Genomic DNA, 20,742 nt, shown 5'->3' on the forward strand with positions numbered 1-20,742 from the left:
TGAGAAGGAAGTGGGATAGTAGTGAAAATTGTACATACAGCGGATTGGCATATTGGAAAAGTGGTCAATAACCACTCTCTAATAGAAGACCAACGTACCATATTAAGCGACTGGCTAGCACAAACTGTCGCTTTAAAGCCTGATTTGGTGATTATGGTAGGCGATTTATATGACCGGACTTTACCTAGTGGTGAAACGGTTCAGTTAGTCAATGAAACGCTAACGAAAATGTCACAAGAACTAGCTTGTCCCATTTGTATTATCGCTGGAAACCATGATTCAGGTGAACGAGTAGGTTATGCTGCAGGTTTACTGTCAGGACAAGGCTTACACATGGCTGGTGTCCCTAGTACCGAGATTCGAAAGGTTGAAGTTGGTGACGCAGATGTGTATCTATTACCATTTAGCGATCATCTAACAATTAAACGTCTATATCCTGAAGAAACTATCCATAGTATTGAGGATGCCACTAAGGTACAGGTAGCGCGAATTAAAGACAAATGGGATCCTAGTCGGGTCAATATCATCCTTTACCATGGTTATGTAACTGCTGGGGCCATTGAAGGGGCAGGGGAAGACTTAGAAAAATCCGATTCAGAACGTCCCTTGTCCATTGGTACCAGTGAATATGTACCCCATACCATCTTTGATGGTTTTGATTATGTGGCGCTTGGTCATTTACACGGACCGCAACAAGTAGGTAGTCCGCGAATTCGCTATTCAGGTTCGCCCTTGAAGTTTTCTAAGTCAGAAGTTCATCATCATAAGGCCTTTTTAGAGATCGACTTGGATAAAAAGGCGGACACCATTGAAGTTGTGAAGCATGAATTAAAGCCTAATAAGGATATGCGGATTATGCGCGGTCAATTTGAAGATTTGTTACAAGGGCAATCAGATGACTATATTTTCTTTGAACTAACGGACGCCTATGCTCAGCATGAAGCCATGAATCGCTTGAAGAAACGGTACCCAAATGCCATGAGCTTAGAGTATGTAGCTTTAGAAAATAGACAGCGACAAGACTTGAAATCCAAACGTCACGAAGTGCAAGCAACACCTGTATGGGACCAGTTTGCTCAGTTTTATCAAAATAATACGGACCAAGAATTATCAGCCTTCCAAGCGGAAATTGTCCGTGATATTTTCCAATCAACCTTAAAGGAGGATAAGGCATAGTGAGACCTATTAAACTTGAATTGCAGGCTTTTGGCCCTTATAAAGAAAAAACGAGCCTAGACTTTACAGACTTAGGTGATCAGAACTTATTCTTGATTTCAGGGTCCACTGGTGCTGGTAAAACGACCATTTTTGATGCCATTGTTTACGCCTTATACGGAAAGACTTCTGGTTCATCGCGTGATATTAATGAATTGAAGTCGCAGTTAGCTGAAGATGAAAGTGTTGCTTATGTACGGTTAACCTTTATGATTCACGGGAAAACCTATACGGTGGAACGGATTCCCAAGCAAAAACGGCCGACTAAAAGGGGCTTAATTCGAGAGCAAAATGCCGAGGTAACCTTAGAAGGGGAAGATTTTTCACTAAATAAAACGCAAGAAGTGGATAGTAAGTTAGTTGAAGTTCTTGGTTTGTCAGCAGATCAATTTAGACAAATTGTCATGTTGCCACAAGGAGAGTTTAAAAAACTCTTGGAAGCTAGCTCGGGCGAAAAGGAAGCCATTTTACGGACCATATTCCATACTGATTATTTAGACCGGTTCCAACAAGCCATTGCAGAACGGTTTAAGCAAGCTAACCAGGAAGTGGGCGCCTTGAAGAAACAGGTAGACCAACATAGCCAATCATTTGTGACGTTTGTAGATAATGAAGCGATAGCAATCGCGGAAAATGTTGATGAAGAGGTCGATACGGCTGACAAGAGCTTGACAGAAAAAGACCGGGTTCAAAATTGGGTAGACCAAGAAGATTATCAAAATCTTTCTGAATGGGCTGGCACTAAAGTAGTTGACTTGGACAAAAAGAATGCCGATTTAAGTCAACAAATCACTGGTTTTGAGACTACTATTCAACGGCTAGAAGGCTTTATTAAGCTTTTAGCTAAACAGGATAAATTGCATCACCAAGAAGCTTCCATCAAAGAACGTGAAGCGACCATTACTAGTGAACGAAAGTCTTTGCAACAGTACCGTGAAACACAAAGCGCTTACCAGTTAATCCAACAAATTCAAAAACAAGCGCATAAACAGGGGCAATTACAAAACCTGGTGAATGAGAAAACGGGCTTATTACAGGAAGCGAAGGGTCGTTTGCAAACTGTCAAAGCAGAGCAAGCTGACTGGCAAGACCAGATTCAACAAGTAGATAGCTTGCGAGCAGAATTGCAAGACTTGGCTATCCAAGAAAATAAATGGGATAACTATTTAATACAAGAAGGTAGTCTCAACAAGCAAGTAACTTACGGCCAAAGTTTGGCTGAACAAGCGACAAAATTAACCAGTCAGATTCAAGACCAGGAAAAAGCGGTCAAAGCTGGGCAAGCATCTCTGAAAAAACTGCAAGCAGAGTTAGAACAAGTAGTGGATCTCAACCAACAACAAGTCCTAGTTGATCAAAAAATCTATCAATATAATTTGTTGGAAAAAAATTATGAGGACATGGTGAAAACCAACCAACAGATTGCAGACCTTACTGTTCAAGTAGAAGCTGACCAGAGAGTCTATCAAGCAAAAGTAGACGGACGAAATCGTTTGGAATTGGCTTATAGCCAAAATCTGGCAGGAGAATTAGCCAGTCAATTAGTTGAAGGTCAACCTTGTTTAGTTTGTGGATCTATTCACCATCCAGCACCAGCTGCTGTGCAAGAGGATGCAGTGACAAAAGAAATGGTTGAGGCAGGGGTGGAGGCTGCGCAAACAGCTTTCCAATCTTATTCAAGTAAAATAGAGCGTCTATCTGCCATTCAGGGGACGTTTGACCGAATAATTGCTAACCAAGATATTGAAGGCATAGCGACGGATGCGACAAGTAATCATGAAAAACTTGAAGTATGGCGGGCTCATCTAGATAAGGAAGCTGAAGACATTCAACAAAGCAAGTCTCATTTAGATAAGTTATGCCAGACCAAGCAAGATTTGGACAAACAATTAAATGACTCGACTAAGCAAGTGGATGAAGCGAAGGCGACTTTGAATAATATGCAAATCGAGGCGTCAACTCTTAAAGGGCAAACAGCGTCTAACCAAAGCGCTGTTGAAGAATTGCGGAAAGAAATCGACCAATTAAAAGATCAATTAGTTGGCAATTCAAAAGCTGCTGTCACAGCTGAATACGAGGCAAAAAACAAGACCTTAGCGGAAATTACAACTAAAGACCAAGAGTTGAAGACTCAATTAGATAAGCACCAGCAAGAAGTTGCTCAGCTAACCACACAGATTGCAGGATATAAAGATCAAATCAAGCAAGGGCTAGTAGAATTACAAGCTGATCAAACTGCTTTGGATAACGTGATGGCCGACCGTCAAGAAAGTCAGGAAGACATCTGTCAAATCCATCAAAGTCAAAAGAATTGGGCAGCTATTGAAAGTGAAATTCAACGTTTTGATAATGAGGTTTATGCCTTTAATGAAAACAAAGCAACAAATCAAAAAGAAATTGAAACAGCTGGCTTAGATAAAAATGCCGAGACTTACCAAGCGGAAATTGCCCAAGAACGGATTAAATTAGCTGAATTTAAAGCTAGAAAAGATCAGGTGATTTCAATCAAAGCCCAATTAGACCATGCTATTTACCTATTTAAGGATAGTTTCGCATCCTACCAAGAAAAAGGGCGTCATTTCGGGGAACTATCGCTCTTAAACAAGGTAGCCAATGGGAAAGAGAAGGCTTTTGGCTATATTTCCTTTGAACGCTATATTTTAGGTTTGTACTTTGATGAAATTCTCCAATATGCTAATGAACGATTGATGGCCATGACTCAAATGCGGTATGAATTTAGACGGATTGTCGAAGGACAGTCTGGTGCAGGGGCTAAAGGACTTGACCTAGCTGTCTTTGACTACCAAGCTGGTGGGAAGCGGTCGGTCCAATCTCTATCTGGTGGAGAAGGCTTTAAAGCTTCCTTAGCCTTGGCCCTTGGTCTGTCTGACGTGATTCAAAATGATGCCGGTGGTATTGAAATTGGCACGCTCTTTATTGACGAAGGTTTTGGTACCTTAGACCAGGAATCCTTGCAACAAGCGATTGAAACCTTGACTGATTTGCAACAAGCGAGCGGCCGTATTGTTGGGATTATTTCTCACGTGGCTGAATTGAAACAACAAATTCCAGTCCACTTACAAGTGTCTGCCAGCAACGACGGGTCCAAAGCCTTTTTTACAGGGGTTCAATAGGGCTAAAATCAAACAATTGTGAAATTAGGTCCATAGACCTATGACATTTACCTCCAAAGTTGGCAAAATATAGATAACAAAGGAAAGCTAAACAACTAGGAGGTTGTCACAATGACGAATCATAAAGAACGTATTTTAAACTTAGTTAAAGAAGGCATTTTAACAAACGAAGAAGCGATTATCTTATTAGAAAATAGAGCGAAGCAAGCTGAATCAAACCCTACAACACAAACGCAAGTTGAGGAAGAAAAAGATATCTTAGATGACTTTTATGCTGATTGGGAAAATGACCAAGCGGTAAATCAAGATGATATTACTGGGCGTACACAAAAAGTGGCTATTCAAAAAGACTTGGAAGCGTCACTCGCAAGCAAGTTAACTGAGCGTCAAAATTTGGTTAACCAAGAAGAAAAATCTGAAGTGACTCATATTGAAATTGACCGTTTGACTGAAGAAATCAACCAATTGACGGAGCAAATCCACCAATTGAAAGAAGATATTATTCAAATCGATGCGGAAAATCCAAGACCATCAAAAGCGACGGCACAAGTAGATTCAAAAGTTGACGAAAGCCAACCGATTGAAGAAGAAACTCAAGCAAATGCTTACGACTACAAAAATATCGTTGGCGACTTCTTCACTAAAACACGGTCAGTTTTAGACCAAGTGCAAGATAGGGTATCAAAAACTGTTAAATTTGAAAAAGGTAGCGGATCAATTCCAATTCCTAAATTGATTACCCATGATTTTGAAGCGACCTATGAATACACTGAACCATTATCAATGGTGGATATTCAAATTGCGGCTGGTCAAATTGAGTTAACATCTTGGGACCAACCAACTACGAAATTAACAGTCGTTGGTAAGTTATACGGCGATTTCGAGGAGGAAGATGCGCAAACTGCCTTTGAAAAAAGAGCAAACCTAGAATTTGTTGACGGGGCCTTAAGCTTGAATATGATTTCTCGTTTTATCAAGACAGATATTGTGGTACAAGTGCCAAAAGACCGCTTAGACTTTATTAAAGCGAGAACAATTTCTGGCCCTGTAACGGTTGAAGATATGGATACGAATGATATCTATATTCAAACAGTTGACGGCGCGATTAATATCGAAAACTTTACAGCTTCAATGATTGAAGTGGATACGAAAAATGGTCAATTAACCTTAAACGATGTGGAAGCCTTGGATTTAGTGGTGAAATCATTGAATGGTAGCCAACGATTGAAAGGTCACGTAGAAAATGTATTGATGGAAACCTTAAACGGGGACATCGTGATTACAATGGACGCAAAACCTTTAGTTCGTGCCCAAGTAGAAACAAAAAATGGCGATATTAAATTGAATATGCCAGCAGGTACAGCGGTTGATGGGGTAGCCCACACCAACCAAGGTGAAATTATGTTCCGATCAGATTTGATTAAGAGTCAATCACAAGTCAACGATCAATTTAACAAACAAAAAGCATTTTACTATGATGTAGCTGGAGAAAAGGCTTATCGAGTGAACTTGAAGACAATGCGTGGTAATATTCGCGTGAAAGATGATGCTGATATGCGTAGTGGAGAGATTTAATATGTCAGGGAGATTAATGAAGTCAAGAAAAGATAGTTACTTATTTGGGATATGTGGTGGTATTGGTGAATACTTTGGTATTTCTGGTAATTTAGTCCGTATCATCGCAGTATTATTAAGTTTGACACAGTTTCCAGTTTGGCTAATCTACATTATTTTAATTTTTGTAATGCCCAACAGAAGCCACTAAGAAGGTAGGAGTGAATAGAATGGCTAAGAAATTAACAAAATCACGTAATGACGTAAAATTAGATGGTGTTTGTGCCGGGATTGCTGAGTACTTTGAAATTGACCCAACGATTGTCCGTGTAATCTTTGTCTTCGTCACACTTTCTGGCGGAGCTGGGATACTGATTTATCTATTGTTAGCATTGATTTTACCAAGAGATGAAGGCCGTACACGTGTAGACAGACATGACCGTGACGCATATCGTCAGACTAAATCATTTGATGCTGAAGATCAGGACGACTATAATGAATCTAGCTATAATAAAGATTCAAAAGATACTCTTGATGAGGAAGAAAGTTGGCGTGATTTTTAATTATGAGACGTTTTATATTAGCGACACTGATTGATGCCTTGGGCTTGATGGCTATTTCATGGATCCTTGCCCCAAATGTATATGTGGCAGATTTTTGGTCAGCAATTTTAGTAGCCATCGTATTAAGTATTGTGAACTCAATTATCCGTCCTATCGTAAACTTGTTAGCATTACCATTGAATATCCTAACATTCGGCTTGTTTAGATTAGTTGTAAACGGCTTTATGTTTATTATTGTAGGATTGTTCTTCCCAACATCCTTCGTATTCGCAAACTTCTTTTACGCAATCGCCGCAGCCTTCTTGTTCTCGATGTACCATTGGTTCTTTGAGAAATTTATCGAATCCGGGAAATAAAGAAGGATGTGAAAAATGTCGCTTAGACTCGTAACGGTGGAAGTTTAAGGCAGTAGATGGCGAAGTCAGCTACAACTTAAGCTGAAACGCAGCCCTGTCTGGAGGCTCGAACTCGACGAGGGTGCGAGAGCCGACGCAGTCGAATCTATATTTTAAATCCTAATCCGCTTGTTGATCTGAATGCCAGATTGACGGGCGGATTTTTCTTTTTCACAAATTACAGCTTATCCAACTGTCCATATGGGTCTAGTATGGTAAAATAGGGGCAAAGTGACTTGTTAAGAAAGGAAACCGTATATGACAAAGGTAACCGTGAAAGATTTAGTCGAAAAATTTGATTTTGAGGTTATTTGTGGTGCAGATTATTTAGACCGCGAGATCATTACCAGTGATATTTCGAGACCTGGTTTGGAAATTACCGGCTATTTTAACTATTATCCATCTGAGCGTGTCCAATTGTTTGGACGTGCAGAGCATACATATTTGTCTAGAATGACTTCGGATGAGCGTTTATTAATTATGCGCCGTCTCTCAAAAGAAGATACACCATTCTTTATTTTCTCTAGAGGATTACAACCGGAATATGAAGTGATTCAAGCTGCTGAAGAAAATCATATTCCTGTATTAAGTTCAACAACAACGACGACCCGTCTGTCTAGTAACTTAGCGGAAATGTTGCATGCTCACTTAGCAGAGCGAATCTCAAAACATGGGGTATTTGTGGATGTATACGGGCTGGGTATTATGATTACTGGCCATTCTGGTGTAGGTAAATCAGAAACCGCTTTAGAACTTGTAAAAGGTGGACACCGTTTAGTGGCTGATGACCGCGTAGATTTTTATCAACGTGATGACACGACAATTATGGGTGAAGCGCCTGAAATTCTACGTAATGTCATGGAAATTCGTGGTCTTGGGATTATTGACGTGATGACTCTTTACGGGGCAGGTGCAGTTCGTAAAGAACAACAGCTAAACTTGATTATTGACTTGAAAGATTTGAAAAAGGGGGCCAATTTTGACCGCTTAGGAACTGCAGAAGAGCGTGAACAAATTTTAGAGGTCGCGATTCCCAAAATTACCATTCCTGTCCAAACTGGACGGAATATTTCAAGTATTATCGAGGTAGCAGCTATCAACTTTAGAGCCAAATCAATGGGCTTTGACGCTGCACAAATGTTTAACGACCGTTTAACAAGACTCATCGATAACAACAAATTATAAATGCTATTAAATAAAGATTTAACTAAAGGAATTAACACATAGGAGAGAAAGAACAAAATGATGAATATAGCTGCAATAGATCCAGTCGCTTTTGATATATTCGGCTGGCCAATCCGTTGGTACGGGATTTTTATCGGGGCTGCTATTTTATTAGCCCTTACATTTGCTTCAAGAGATTTTCGTCGTAAGGGTTGGGATGAAGAATTTATTTTAGACGCAGCTGTATGGACCATTCTAATCGGTTTTATCGGAGCGCGCGCCTACTACGTTTTATTTGAACTTGACTACTACCTACAAAATCCAGGCGAAATACTACAAATTTGGAACGGTGGGATTGCCATATATGGTGGTGTCATCGCCGGAGGGTTAACCCTTTACTTCTACGCTAAATCGAAGAAAATGGACCCCTTATTCGTAACGGATACTGTAGCGCCCTACCTATTACTAGCGCAAGCCATCGGTCGTTGGGGTAACTTCGTTAACCAAGAAGCCCACGGTGGGGAAGTGACTTTAGAATTCCTGCAAGATACCTTACATTTACCGCAATTCATCGTTGACGGCATGCATATCAACGGAGCTTACTACCATCCAACTTTCCTGTACGAATCAGTCTGGAACATCCTTGGGGTAGTTGTTCTATTATTCGTCCGTTCACGCAATAAAACCTTGCATATTGGCGACACCACCTTACTATATCTGATCTGGTACTCATTTGGCCGCTTCTTCATCGAAGGGTTGCGGACAGACAGCTTGTGGTGGGGACCATTCCGTGTCAGCCAAGTATTAGCCGCCGTCTTATTCATCGGCGCATTATTGATTTTTGCTGCACGCCGCATGAACGACAAGTATTATGAATACTACTCTGAACACAACGGTCCGGCTTACAAATCAAGTAAATAGAAAATATACCAATAGATTGGAGAAGTGATGACTTGACGTCCAAAAATATTGCCGTACTAGGCGCTGGCTCATGGGGAACAGCACTTGCCATGGTCCTTGCAGAAAATGGCCATCAGGTGACCTTATGGACGCATAATCCAGAACAGGCCCATGAGATTCAAACCACTGGGAAAAATGACCATTATTTACCTGATCTAGTGTTGCCGAAGAATATCATTGCAACAAATGATATGGCCCTAGCCTTGGACCAGGCAGACTTGATCAACATCGTCGTGCCCACCAAGGCCATACGGCAGGTAGCAAGCCAGGTGGTTACTATTTTACAGGAGAAAAATGTGCACGAATTACCGGTCATTATGCACGCGGCTAAGGGATTAGAGCAGAGCACCCATCTGCGGATTTCTGAGATTTTAACGGAAGTCTTCCAGCCAATCGGCCAAGCGCGGGTGGTGGTTTTATCAGGCCCAAGCCACGCAGAAGAGGTGGTCAAACATGATATTACGACTATAACAGCGGCTTCAATTGATGACGAGGCCTGTCACTTAGTCCAAGAAGTATTCATGAATGACTACTTCAGGGTCTATACCAATCCAGATATCATCGGGGTGGAACTGGCAGGATCATTGAAAAACATTATCGCTTTAGGTGCTGGCGCCTTAGTGGGAGCAGGTTACGGGGACAATGCCAAGGCGGCTTTAATCACCCGAGGACTTGCTGAAATTACCCGGTTAGGGGTGGCCATGGGCGCTGATCCGTTAACCTTTATGGGCCTTTCAGCAGTCGGTGACTTGATTGTTACCGCTACAAGTATCCACTCAAGAAACTGGCGGGCCGGCCAACAAGTTGGTCAAGGTCAAGCTGTGAAAGACGTAGAAGACCATATGGGTATGGTTGTTGAAGGGTTTGCGACAGCTGTTTCAGCCTATGAATTGGCCCAAGAAGAGGGCGTTGATATGCCGATTACCCAAGCAATTTACAAGGTGATTCAAGGAGAATCTAGTATTCAAGATGTGATCACCGCCTTAATGGCTAGAGAACGCAAAGGTGAATTGCAGTTTGAAGATGACTTAAAGGATATTTTTTAACGGCAATTTGTTTTATAATGAAATGAGAAAATTTAACAGATAAATGGAGGATTCATTCATGGCGAAAGTAAGAAAAGCGATTATTCCTGCAGCAGGGCTAGGTACACGGTTCCTACCTGCAACAAAGGCAATGGCGAAAGAGATGTTGCCGATTGTTAATAAACCAACGATTCAATTTATCGTAGAAGAGGCCCTGGCTTCTGGAATTGAAGACATTCTAATTGTTACTGGAAAAAGTAAACGACCAATCGAAGACCACTTTGACTCAAATGTGGAGTTAGAGTCGAACTTGGCAGATAAGGGTCGCGATGACTTGCTTGAAATCATCGGGGAAACGGTTGGTTTAAACCTATTCTTCAAACGTCAATCTTATCCAAAAGGGTTAGGAGACGCGGTATTACAAGCAAAAGCCTTTGTTGGTGACGAGCCTTTTGTCGTAATGCTTGGGGATGACTTGATGGTTGACGAAGTGCCATTAACTAAACAATTGATTGACGCTTATGATGTCACAAAGGCGTCTAACATTGCGGTAATGCCTGTACCACATGAAGATACAGATAAATACGGGGTAATCGATCCTGAAGCGCAATTCTCTGAAAAAATCTACAATGTAAAACAATTCGTTGAAAAACCTAAACCAGAAGATGCGCCATCAAACTTAGCTATTATCGGTCGTTACTTGTTAACGCCAGAAATCTTTGACTTGTTGGAAACACAAGGTGAGGGTGCTGGTAACGAAATCCAATTAACAGATGCTATTGACCGTTTAAACAAAACGCAACGTGTGTTTGCGTATGAGTTTACTGGTCGTCGTTATGATGTTGGGAATAAATTGGGCTACATGCAAACAAGCATTGAATACGGCCTTCAACAAGACGATATCAAAGAAGGTTTGAAAGAATATTTACTATCCATTGAAGATGAACTTTAATTAGAGAATTTTTGTGAAAGGTTGTAATTAGCTTGAGCTAGTTGCAATCTTTTTCCCTTAAATCGTGTTAGAATTGTAAGCGGCGTTAAGAAAAGCAATTGATTATAAAAATGAAAAATTACAAGAAAGGATGTGTACGATTTGGCAGAAGAAATTCAAAAATTTGATGTAGTTGTGGTTGGTGCAGGACCAGCGGGTATGACTGCTGCCTTATACGCATCACGGGCTAACTTGTCCGTAGCATTATTAGAACGTGGAATCCCTGGGGGCGAATTGGTCAATACAGCGGATGTCGAAAATTACCCTGGTTTCAAAAACATTCAAGGACCAGACTTGGCCAATGAAATGTATGAAGGGGCAATGCAATTTGGTGTGGTCCACGAATTTGGGACGGTCACTACAGTAACGCCGAATGAAGGGGCACATTTACTGGAAACAGATATGGGTAAAACTTACCAAGCTAAAGCGATTATTATCGCAACTGGTTCTGTTCACCGTAAATTGGGTGTGCCAGGTGAAGATAAATATTCAGGCCGCGGTGTTTCTTACTGTGCGGTTTGTGACGGGGCTTTCTTCCGTGATAAAGACCTTCGTGTAATCGGTGGGGGCGACTCAGCCGTTGAAGAAGGGACTTACTTAACCCAATTTGGTAAAAACGTGAATATCGTTCACCGTCGTGACGAATTACGAGCTCAAAAAATCTTACAAGACCGTGCTATGTCTAACGATAAGGTTGATTTCACCTGGGATACAGTTGTCAAAGAAATCAAAGGAGACGACATGAAAGTCACTGGTTTAGCCGTTGAAAACATTAAAACTGGTGAAATCACTGACGTGGATACAGATGGTGTCTTCATTTATGTTGGTTTGATTCCAAATACCGAAGCATTTGCTGATTTAAACATCACAGATGAAGAAGGTTGGGTGATCACAGATGAAGATATGCAAACAAATATTCCTGGTATCTTCGCCATTGGTGACGTTCGTCAAAAGAAATTGCGCCAAATTTCAACAGCAGTCGGTGACGGTGCCATTGGTGGCCAAGAAGCCTTCAATTACATTGAAACCCTAAACGACTAGTTCTAAACATCATATAAAAAAACAGTTAAAGCAAGGTGAATGTGCGTTAACTTGAAGGGGGTAGGCTATGGTCTACCTCCTTTTTGATTGAAAAAGGACCAATCTTCATTTAAGCTAGCACCTATATGAAATTGCCAATCAGCTTGTCTTTGATATATCTTTTTTTATAAAATTTGATACAATAAGGTTAAGATGTTATCGCTTTTAAAATTAGGGAGGCTACATGATGAACTGGAAAGAAACTTACTTACAATGGCGTAATTTTGAAGAGTTAGACGGTGCTTTGAAAGAAGATTTGGCGTCTATTGAAGCTGACGAAAAATTGCTTGAGGATGCTTTTTATCAACCATTGAGTTTTGGTACAGCTGGTATGCGCGGGATTTTAGGTGCCGGCATTAACCGGATGAATATTTATACCATTCGTCAAGCGACTGAAGGGTTGGCTAACTTACTAGAAGATTATGGTCAAGATGCGAAGGACCGCGGGGTGGCGATTGCTTACGATTCTCGTCATATGTCACCTGAATTTGCTATGGAATCGGCGAAGACTTTAGGGGCACACGGGATTAAATCTTACGTATTCGAAGCATTACGCCCAACGCCTGAATTGTCATTTGCAGTTCGTGAATTAAATGCCTTTGCGGGGATTATGATCACAGCTTCTCACAACCCGGCTGACTACAACGGCTACAAGGTTTACGGTGAAGATGGTGGACAAATGCCACCAGTGGACGCGGATGCTGTAACGGCCAACGTACGTGCGGTTGAAAACCCATTAACTGTTGAAGTGGGCGATGAAGCAGCGCTTAAGGCTGACGGCACAATTACGATTATTGGTGAAGAAATTGACCAAAAATACTTAGACAATATGAAGGCTGTTGTGGTGGACCAAGCTGTGATTGATGAGATGGCTGACCAAGTATCTATTGTTTATACACCCCTACATGGTACGGGTCAAATGTTGGTGGAACGGACTTTAGCTGACGCTGGGTTTACCAATGTCACCTATGTGGCTGAGCAAAAAGAGCCGGATGCTGATTTTTCAACGGTTAAATCACCAAACCCTGAAGAAGCGGGTGCCTTTGAAGTGGCTGAAAAGTACGGTAAGGACAATGACGCGGATATCTTAATCGCGACTGACCCGGATGCTGACCGTATGGGTGCAGCTGTGAAATTGCCAAATGGTGACTACCAAGTGATTACTGGTAACCAAATTGCCGCATTAATGACGCATTATATTTTAACCGCTAAGAAAAATACAGGTACATTACCTGATAACGGAGTGATTTTAAAATCCATCGTATCAAGTGAGATGCCAACAACGATTGCCAAATCATTTGGTGTTGAAACAGTTGACGTATTAACTGGATTCAAATTTATTGCGGAAAAGATCAAAAACTATGAAGCTGATGCTAGCAAGACTTTCCTATTCGGTTTCGAAGAAAGTTACGGATATTTGGTGAAAGCCTTCGTTCGTGATAAAGACGCCGTTCAAGCGACTTTATTATTAGCTGAAGTAGCTGCTTTCTACAAGAAACAAGGTAAAACAGCTTATGACGGCTTACAAGACTTGTTTGCTGAATACGGCACCTACCAAGAAAAAACAATCTCTGTAAGCTTACCAGGCCAAGAGGGTGCATCTAAAATCGAAGCCATCCTAAACAATTTGCGTGGGGAAGGTTTAAGTGAAATCGCTGGTCAAGCAGTTGTTGAAACTGAGGACTACCTACAAGATACGCGCCAGTTCGCTGACGGTACTACTGAAGCCTTAGACATGGACAAATCAAATGTATTGAAATACTATCTAGCAGATGAAACATGGATTGCCGTTAGACCATCAGGTACAGAACCAAAAATCAAGTTCTATATTGGTGTGGTCGCTGATTCACTAGAAGCAACACAAGCAAAAATTAAGGCATATGAGGCAGCCTTAAACGACTTGACGGCTTAAGTGTATGCTGTCTGGCAGCTTTATCGATAAAAGGGCAACCTTTCATCTCCCCTTTAAGGAGGAAAAAACAAATTGAATGATCAATTAAAATTAGTCATTATCACAGGTATGAGCGGTGCCGGTAAAACGGTCGCCCTACAAAGTTTTGAAGATATGGGTTACTACTGCGTGGATAATATGCCACCGTCACTATTACCTAAATTCTGGGATTTAATCAAAGAAACAGGTAAAATCAGTAAAATCTGTTTAGTGATTGATTTACGGTCACGTTCATTCTTTGATGAGTTATTAACAGAGATTAATGGCATGGACAACACGAACACCATTGAAATGTCCGTATTATTCCTAGAAGCGGATGATCAGACTTTAGTGGCTCGTTATAAAGAAACACGCCGTGCCCACCCACTTCAAAAAGATGGGGTTTCTGTCTTAGAAGCAATTCAAAAAGAAAAAATCTTATTAAATGATATTCGTAAGGAATCTTCAGTGATTGATACGACAAACTTAACACCGCGTAAATTCCGCGAGTTATTGTTGACCGAATTCCAATCTGAAGATCAGGGTACCTTCACGGTTAACGTCATGTCATTTGGTTTCAAATATGGTTTACCTATTGATTCAGATATCGTGATGGACGTCCGTTTCTTACCAAATCCGCATTATATCGATGAATTACGCCCGATGACAGGGCTAGATGCACCAGTTTATGACTATGTCATGTCTCAGCCAGAAACAGAGACTTTCTACCGTAAATTCACTGATTTATTAGATTTTGAATTACCTTTATATGAAAAAGAAGGGAAGTCTAGTCTGACGATCACTATCGGTTGTACAGGCGGTCAGCACCGCTCAATTGCCTTGACTGAACGTGTGGCCCACCATATCCAAGACCTAGGTTACAAGGTCAACATCATCCACCGTGATCGCACAAAAAGAAAAGAGTCGATGAACCTATCGTGATAAATAAGAATCCACGTCCGGCTAGACGGCCGAAGGTTGCGGTCATCGGAGGCGGAACGGGCCTTCCTATCTTGTTGGAAGGTCTAAAGAATGCTGATTGTAATGTGACAGCCATCGTCACAGTGGCTGATGATGGTGGGTCGAGTGGATCTTTACGTAATGCAGTCAGTACAATTCCTCCAGGAGATATCCGTAACTGCCTAGTTGCGCTATCGGACATGAAGAAAATATATAAAGATGTATTTCAATACCGTTTTAGTGAAGAAGATAAAGAATTTTCTGGTCACGCGATTGGGAATTTAATCATTGCAGCCATTGCTGAAATGCGGGGCGATACCTTTGCCGCTTTGCGTCTCCTTTCTTATATGATGGAAGTGGATGGCAAGGTCTTGCCAGCTTGTGAGGAGGCGCTTGTTTTACAAGGACATTTTGCAGATGGGACTATGATTGAAGGGGAAACGGCTGTTGTAGCCCACCCTGACCAAATTCAAGAAGTGACTGTTCGCTTGGCCAATGACCGACCGAAAGTGGATGTGTCGGGTAACCCAATCACCAGTCCGCGTGCTGGGCGTGAAGTGGTGTCAGAAATTATGCAGGCCGATATGGTCATTCTGGGCCCAGGTTCTTTATACACGTCTATTTTGCCAAATGTGGCAATTGAGGAAATTCGAAACGCAATTGTTGACACGCCCGCAAAAGTTGTCTATATTTGTAATATCATGACACAACTTGGCGAGACTGAGCATTTCTCAGATGCAGACCATGTACGTGTAATTAACGAACACTTAGGGGCTAAGGCGATAGACACGGTGCTATTGAATAAAACCCCAGTACCCTTTGAATACTTGGAGGGTGCCAGTGAAAAGGACTATTTAGTTCAAATCACACAAGACCGTCAAGGCTTGGCAGATCAAAAATGTCAGGTGGTTGGCTGTGACTTTTTAAATCTTGAAAAGAGTGGGGTTTACCACAACCAGGATAAATTAGTCGGCGCTATTATGGATGTCATGAACGATCGCATAAAATAAAGTGAATAAGAAAGAGGTGAGCTGGTGGCTTCATTTGCAGGAGATGTAAAGAAAGAACTCACTCAGCTAACAGTGGACTATGAGCACGCGCGTTCAGAGCTAGCAGCCATTCTACGTATGAACGGATCGATTTCCCTTATGAATGGGCAATTAATCTTAAATGTACAGACAGAAAATGCTGCAATTGCCCGACGAATCTACTCACTGTTGAAGGAATTTTTTCATACCCACGGTGAGTTGGTTGTTCGGAAGAAAATGAAATTAAAGAAGAATAATATCTATATCGTGCGGGTGAAAGACCGGGTTGAGGAAATCTTGAAGGATTTGGAAATTCTAGATACTTTGGTCATCAATCCAAATATTTCAGCCGAAATGATGGAGAATGAACAGCGGAGTAGGTCATACTTGCGTGGAGCTTTCTTGGCTGGTGGGTCAGTGAATAATCCTGAAAAATCAGCTTATCATTTAGAAATCTATTCAGTATATGAAGAGCATTGCGAAGACTTGGTGACTATGATGAACCAGTTTAATTTAAATGCGCGGTCAGTGGAACGGCGCTCTGGTTATATCGCTTATTTAAAAGGGTCAGAACAGATTGCTGACTTCTTAGCCCTAATTGGGGCCACCTCTTCTATGCTGAAGTTTGAAGATATTCGAATTGTTCGCGACATGCGGAATTCAGTCAACCGGATTGTCAACTGTGAGAATGCCAACTTGAATAAGACGGTAACAGCAGCTTCCAAGCAGGTTGAAAATATCGAATTGATTCAAGCAACCGTAGGGATTGGTGAATTGCCTGAAAAATTACAAGAGATTGCCTTATTGCGGTTGGAAAACCCTGAGGCATCTATTAAAGAATTAGGGGAACTGGTTGACGGTGAACCGATTTCTAAATCAGGTGTCAACCACCGACTACGTAAGATTAACCAATACGCTGAGCAATTAAGAAATACAGCAATTACACAGTAGAATAAATTTAGAAGAATAGATATAGAATGAAGCGATTTGACAGTGGGTGACTGCTTGAAAATCGCTTTTTTAATTGCAATTTTCGTGGATATAATCATTTGGTTATAGCAGGGGTCAGAATTCAGTAATGGTCATTTTTTGTCTTTGTATTACATAATATCGGATAATCATTCAGCCAGATGATTGTTCAGTAAAAATGCCTTAAAAAATTCACGATAAAAAAGCCTTGTGAGCGAAGATTTTCTTCAGTCACAAGACCTTTTCTATAGCTGATGCATGTGCAGGTGACCAGCTGATATTAGGTTTGGTTTAGTGAATAATTAGGTGATGGTATGTTTAATTCTTTAATGATGGTTTAGCTAATATTATTATTAGCTGATGGCTAGGGCTAAGGCGACAAGGGCAGACCCAGTTCTTACATGGTTCCACCTAGACCATTGTTGGACAAAGTCAGTCCAATCGGTTCGGATTTTCCGGTTAGCTAGTTGGCGGTTTAGTGGCATATTGAAGGCGATAGTTACGCCGATGACACCGACAAAATAAATCACAAAGCTCAGATATATTTGCCAGTCAATTGGGTTGCCCAGCAAAATCAACGCAATGAATAAAAATATCGGTGCAAAAAAACTGCCTAGAAATCGGTCGTTTTCAACCTGTTTGTTGATGTCTTGCATGATTCTTTGCCCAACGTTGCCGGCTTGTTTGCCAAGCACGGGCATGATGGTGTTGGAGAAAGAAAAATAGAAGCCTAGTTGGATGGCCAGGCAAAGGACATAGACAATCTGAAAAATAGACACACTCGCTCTCCCCCCTAACCAAAACCTAGCTACAATAGTTTCGTTAATAGCCCTTTTTAATAGCCTATCATTAAGTCTATTGTACTGGAACAAGTTTCTACTGGAAAGTGGGACCTTACTAAATCTGGATGGGGGCCAAATTTAAATTGAGCTAGTATAGTTTGCTATCTTGATTAATCTAAAATCAGGGTTTCAATATTGGCCATTAATTGTTCATCTGGATTTTGTGGTTGATCAATGCCAATTTTCTTGCGAAGGAAAGTCACTTCAGACACTTGAACCTCAATTGTTGATACATTTTGCCCTTGTTTATTTTCAAACTGGTGCATGCGTAATTGACCAACAACCGCTAATTCATCGCCTTTTTGCATATAGGTATCAATGAGTTTAGCCGTCCCATTCCAAGCGGTAATTGGAATAAAGTCGACGTAGTCAGTCCCATCTTTCCCTTTGCGGTTAATGGCTACTGCATTGTTGACCACTTGGCGGTTATTTGAAATTTCAGTTAGGGCGACTTCTCTGGCTAGACGTCCGATTAATTGCACTTGATTCATTTTTCATCCTCCTAAGGTTTCTGGCTCAATAGAGGTTACCCCTCCAATCTATTACATACGTATTTATTCGCCAATTCCCCCAAAAAAGTTCATATTTTTTTGATATTTTATAAAATTAAACCAAAAGATAGGTAAAGATAGCCGGTCGTTAGGTATTTTAGGGTACAATATAGGGGAATAGAGATTCTGCCCTAAACCACCCAATAGTAGCGCCGGACTAAATATTAAAGGAATAATTTGACTTATAAGGAGGACGAAAACATGAACATCTTGATGATTGAAGATAACGAAAGTGTTGCAGAGATGATGAGTATGTTTTTTGAACAACAAAAAGACTGGGAAGCGACGTTTATCCAAGATGGTGAAGAGGGCTGGCAACACTATTTAGCTAACGAGGAAACGATTGAAATGGTGATTTTGGATTTAAACTTACCAAGTAAAGATGGGATTCAAATCTGTCGTGACATCCGCCAACAAAATAAACAAGTACCAATTATCATGCTGACTGCTCGTGACGCAGAAAGTGAACAAGTCCTTGGTTTAGGCCTTGGTGCAGATGATTACGTGACCAAACCCTTTGACCCAATCACCTTTATGGCCCGGATGCGTGCATTATACCGCCGTAGCCAATTGTCTGAATCATCAGTTGAAGCCACAGAGGAAAAGGGCAATGCGGACCAATTTGACATCCAAACAGAATTTATCCGGATCAACAGCCAAAACCGTGAAGCCTTCTATAAAGACCAATTAATTCAACATTTAACACCAAAAGAATTTGAAATTCTACAATTGTTGGCTCGTCGTCCAAAACAAGTATTTACCCGGGAACACTTACTGACAACGCTATGGGAAGACCCATTCTATGGGGATGAGCGTACAGTAGATGCCCACATTAAAAAGCTACGTCAAAAAATGGAAGAGTATGGGCCTCAACTTATTCAAACAGTCTGGGGAGTAGGCTATAAATTCGACGAAACCGGTGTTTAACAATGAAATTGAACTTTTTTTACCAACAAATTCTCAGCTTTCTAGTGGTCATTGGTATGACCATAGTAGCCATGGGGGTGACTTTGTTTTCTTTTTCAAGGGACCAAGTGCTCCTAAGGCAAGAACAACAATTGAATGACATTGCCCGCTTTATTTCAGGACAGACCATTTCACCCGAATTCTTAGCTTCAATGGAACCCTTACTGCAGTCGTCCAATATGAAGTTGTTCTATTTTAATGCGGACAACGAATTGATTTATCCAACCGATGAAGCAGTGGCCATTCCAAATAATCAGTTGACGGATGAAGAATTGAAGACGTTAGAAAACGGTCATGACTTGAATTTACGGACTTTTGAAATGGGCTTTACGGAAAAAGTCGGAGATGCCTTAGCCATCTTCATGCCGCTAACCAATGCAGAAAACCAGTCCTTTGCGGGTTACTTAGTTATTGGGGTGCCGTCTAGTCAATCCGATGCTATTATTGATAACCTGGTGCACAATGTGGTTAAGGGGATCATGATTGCCTTGATTATTGCGGTCATCTTTTCAGTGATTATTGCCGGATACCAGAATAAACGGATTCGCCGAATCCAGGAGGCCACCCAAAAAATTGCGCAAGGTGACTATTCGGTTCGTTTAGAGGTCAGTAATATTGATGAATTTGATGATTTAGCTAAGGACTTTAACCAAATGGCGGTTGCCTTAAGGGAGTCTGAAGTGGAAATCGACCGACAAGAAAACATCCGCCGTCAATTGATGATGGATGTGGCCCATGAAATTCGGACCCCGCTAACGACTATGATTGGTTTATTAGAAGGATTAAGACAAAAAGTATTGCCTGAAGATAAAATTGACCGGTCTGTGGATTTGATGTATAAGGAAGCCAACCGATTAAATCGGTTAGTTAACGAAAATCTGGATATTGAAAAAATACGATCCAATGAAATTGTATTGAAGAAATCAAAATTCAATGCAGCCGAAGTTTTAAGGGATATTTCGCTCCAATTATCAGAAACAGCCAAAGTTAAACACATCAAATTTGAATTGGATATGCCAGATGAAGTGCCGATTTATGCTGATTATGACCGATTCCACCAAATTATCTTCAATATCACCCAAAATGCGGTACAATTTACCGATTATGGCGAAATTTTTATGTCTAGCGCCTTTCAAGATGGGGAAACTTATATTAAAATAAAAGATTCAGGTATGGGCATGACGAAAGAACAAGTCGAAAATATCTGGGAGCGATTCTATAAAGCAGATATTTCCCGGAAAAATAATGAATTCGGTGAATCTGGTTTAGGTTTATCGATTGTTAAACAACTCGTTGAATTACATCAAGCGACTATCCACGTGGAGAGTGAAGCAGGCGTTGGGACAATATTTACCCTAGTATTTTACGACCGTGAAACATTGGCAGAAAAAAATAAGGTCGAATAGCTTTTAAAG

19 protein-coding genes are annotated in these 20,742 nt (G+C 41.0%); 17 read left to right on the forward strand and 2 right to left on the reverse strand.

All coding sequences use genetic code 11. From position 1 onward, the window contains the following. The first annotated feature begins 21 nt into the window (after nucleotides 1–21). From ACUW85_RS08170 to whiA, 15 genes are all read left to right on the forward strand, one after another. Nucleotides 22–1,176 (forward strand): exonuclease SbcCD subunit D, encoded by a 1,155-nt coding sequence (locus ACUW85_RS08170; protein ID WP_149314801.1) that lies wholly within the window; start codon nucleotides 22–24, stop codon nucleotides 1,174–1,176. Further along, entirely contained in the window at nucleotides 1,176–4,349 is a 3,174-nt protein-coding gene (locus ACUW85_RS08175) for an AAA family ATPase (protein ID WP_149314802.1), read from the forward strand. The genes ACUW85_RS08170 and ACUW85_RS08175 overlap by 1 nt, the downstream gene beginning before the upstream one ends. 111 nt (nucleotides 4,350–4,460) lie before the next feature. After that, on the forward strand, nucleotides 4,461–5,924 hold the full coding sequence (locus ACUW85_RS08180) for a DUF4097 family beta strand repeat-containing protein (protein WP_149314803.1): 1,464 nt from the start codon (nucleotides 4,461–4,463) through the stop codon (nucleotides 5,922–5,924). 1 nt (nucleotide 5,925) lies between these two features. Continuing rightward, nucleotides 5,926–6,114 carry a PspC domain-containing protein gene (locus tag ACUW85_RS08185; protein ID WP_149314804.1) on the forward strand — a complete coding sequence of 63 codons (189 nt, stop codon included), beginning with the start codon at nucleotides 5,926–5,928 and terminating at the stop codon, nucleotides 6,112–6,114. A 19-nt stretch (nucleotides 6,115–6,133) separates the two neighbouring features. Continuing rightward, nucleotides 6,134–6,466: a PspC domain-containing protein gene (locus ACUW85_RS08190; protein WP_048729060.1), complete on the forward strand. Its 333-nt coding sequence runs from the start codon at nucleotides 6,134–6,136 to the stop codon at nucleotides 6,464–6,466. Nucleotides 6,467–6,468: 2 nt separating this feature from the next. Then, nucleotides 6,469–6,822, forward strand: coding sequence for a phage holin family protein (locus ACUW85_RS08195; protein ID WP_016897955.1), 354 nt, complete (start codon nucleotides 6,469–6,471; stop codon nucleotides 6,820–6,822). Between the two features lie 297 nt (nucleotides 6,823–7,119). After that, complete coding sequence (hprK, locus tag ACUW85_RS08200) at nucleotides 7,120–8,046, forward strand: HPr(Ser) kinase/phosphatase (RefSeq protein ID WP_016897954.1); 927 nt, start codon at nucleotides 7,120–7,122, stop codon at nucleotides 8,044–8,046. Between the two features lie 57 nt (nucleotides 8,047–8,103). After that, nucleotides 8,104–8,946: a prolipoprotein diacylglyceryl transferase gene (lgt, locus tag ACUW85_RS08205; protein WP_048729056.1), complete on the forward strand. Its 843-nt coding sequence runs from the start codon at nucleotides 8,104–8,106 to the stop codon at nucleotides 8,944–8,946. A 32-nt stretch (nucleotides 8,947–8,978) separates the two neighbouring features. Next, the gene (locus ACUW85_RS08210; protein ID WP_082148266.1) at nucleotides 8,979–10,031 is read left to right on the forward strand and encodes an NAD(P)H-dependent glycerol-3-phosphate dehydrogenase; all 1,053 of its coding nucleotides are present in this window, start codon (nucleotides 8,979–8,981) and stop codon (nucleotides 10,029–10,031) included. A gap of 58 nt (nucleotides 10,032–10,089) precedes the next feature. Then, complete coding sequence (gene galU / locus ACUW85_RS08215) at nucleotides 10,090–10,962, forward strand: UTP--glucose-1-phosphate uridylyltransferase GalU (RefSeq protein ID WP_048729055.1); 873 nt, start codon at nucleotides 10,090–10,092, stop codon at nucleotides 10,960–10,962. A 141-nt stretch (nucleotides 10,963–11,103) separates the two neighbouring features. Next, on the forward strand, nucleotides 11,104–12,042 hold the full coding sequence (gene trxB, locus ACUW85_RS08220) for a thioredoxin-disulfide reductase (protein WP_149314805.1): 939 nt from the start codon (nucleotides 11,104–11,106) through the stop codon (nucleotides 12,040–12,042). Between the two features lie 226 nt (nucleotides 12,043–12,268). Then, on the forward strand, nucleotides 12,269–13,993 hold the full coding sequence (locus ACUW85_RS08225; RefSeq protein ID WP_048729053.1) for a phospho-sugar mutase: 1,725 nt from the start codon (nucleotides 12,269–12,271) through the stop codon (nucleotides 13,991–13,993). Nucleotides 13,994–14,065: 72 nt separating this feature from the next. Then, nucleotides 14,066–14,953, forward strand: a complete 888-nt coding sequence (gene rapZ / locus ACUW85_RS08230) for an RNase adapter RapZ (protein WP_048729051.1) — start codon at nucleotides 14,066–14,068, stop codon at nucleotides 14,951–14,953. Next, nucleotides 14,950–15,981 carry a gluconeogenesis factor YvcK family protein gene (locus tag ACUW85_RS08235; RefSeq protein ID WP_048729049.1) on the forward strand — a complete coding sequence of 344 codons (1,032 nt, stop codon included), beginning with the start codon at nucleotides 14,950–14,952 and terminating at the stop codon, nucleotides 15,979–15,981. The genes rapZ and ACUW85_RS08235 overlap by 4 nt, the downstream gene beginning before the upstream one ends. 24 nt (nucleotides 15,982–16,005) lie before the next feature. Then, on the forward strand, nucleotides 16,006–16,950 hold the full coding sequence (gene whiA / locus ACUW85_RS08240; protein WP_048729046.1) for a DNA-binding protein WhiA: 945 nt from the start codon (nucleotides 16,006–16,008) through the stop codon (nucleotides 16,948–16,950). A gap of 371 nt (nucleotides 16,951–17,321) precedes the next feature. On the opposite strand, the gene ACUW85_RS08245 is transcribed toward whiA, so the two are convergent. Then, nucleotides 17,322–17,747, reverse strand: a complete 426-nt coding sequence (locus ACUW85_RS08245) for an anthrone oxygenase family protein (RefSeq protein WP_048729044.1) — start codon at nucleotides 17,745–17,747, stop codon at nucleotides 17,322–17,324. 173 nt (nucleotides 17,748–17,920) lie between these two features. Then, the gene (locus ACUW85_RS08250) at nucleotides 17,921–18,301 is read right to left on the reverse strand and encodes a single-stranded DNA-binding protein (protein ID WP_048729042.1); all 381 of its coding nucleotides are present in this window, start codon (nucleotides 18,299–18,301) and stop codon (nucleotides 17,921–17,923) included. 261 nt (nucleotides 18,302–18,562) lie between these two features. On the opposite strand from ACUW85_RS08250, the gene ACUW85_RS08255 reads away from it, so the two are divergent. Both ACUW85_RS08255 and ACUW85_RS08260 read left to right on the forward strand, forming a co-directional pair. Then, nucleotides 18,563–19,288: a response regulator transcription factor gene (locus ACUW85_RS08255; RefSeq protein ID WP_026465264.1), complete on the forward strand. Its 726-nt coding sequence runs from the start codon at nucleotides 18,563–18,565 to the stop codon at nucleotides 19,286–19,288. Nucleotides 19,289–19,290: 2 nt separating this feature from the next. Further along, the gene (locus tag ACUW85_RS08260; RefSeq protein ID WP_069285792.1) at nucleotides 19,291–20,733 is read left to right on the forward strand and encodes a sensor histidine kinase; all 1,443 of its coding nucleotides are present in this window, start codon (nucleotides 19,291–19,293) and stop codon (nucleotides 20,731–20,733) included. Nucleotides 20,734–20,742: the final 9 nt, after the last annotated feature.

Source organism: Aerococcus sp. 150760013-2, from assembly GCF_053627715.1.

Coding starts and splice junctions, on each gene's coding strand:
- lgt (WP_048729056.1), top strand. CDS start 8,104: ATGATGAATATAGCTGCAATAGATCCAGTCGCTTTTGATATATTCGGC.
- ACUW85_RS08225 (WP_048729053.1), top strand. CDS start 12,269: ATGAACTGGAAAGAAACTTACTTACAATGGCGTAATTTTGAAGAGTTA.
- ACUW85_RS08195 (WP_016897955.1), top strand. CDS start 6,469: ATGAGACGTTTTATATTAGCGACACTGATTGATGCCTTGGGCTTGATG.
- ACUW85_RS08255 (WP_026465264.1), top strand. CDS start 18,563: ATGAACATCTTGATGATTGAAGATAACGAAAGTGTTGCAGAGATGATG.
- ACUW85_RS08180 (WP_149314803.1), top strand. CDS start 4,461: ATGACGAATCATAAAGAACGTATTTTAAACTTAGTTAAAGAAGGCATT.
- hprK (WP_016897954.1), top strand. CDS start 7,120: ATGACAAAGGTAACCGTGAAAGATTTAGTCGAAAAATTTGATTTTGAG.
- ACUW85_RS08190 (WP_048729060.1), top strand. CDS start 6,134: ATGGCTAAGAAATTAACAAAATCACGTAATGACGTAAAATTAGATGGT.
- ACUW85_RS08260 (WP_069285792.1), top strand. CDS start 19,291: ATGAAATTGAACTTTTTTTACCAACAAATTCTCAGCTTTCTAGTGGTC.
- ACUW85_RS08250 (WP_048729042.1), bottom strand. CDS start 18,301: ATGAATCAAGTGCAATTAATCGGACGTCTAGCCAGAGAAGTCGCCCTA.
- galU (WP_048729055.1), top strand. CDS start 10,090: ATGGCGAAAGTAAGAAAAGCGATTATTCCTGCAGCAGGGCTAGGTACA.
- ACUW85_RS08185 (WP_149314804.1), top strand. CDS start 5,926: ATGTCAGGGAGATTAATGAAGTCAAGAAAAGATAGTTACTTATTTGGG.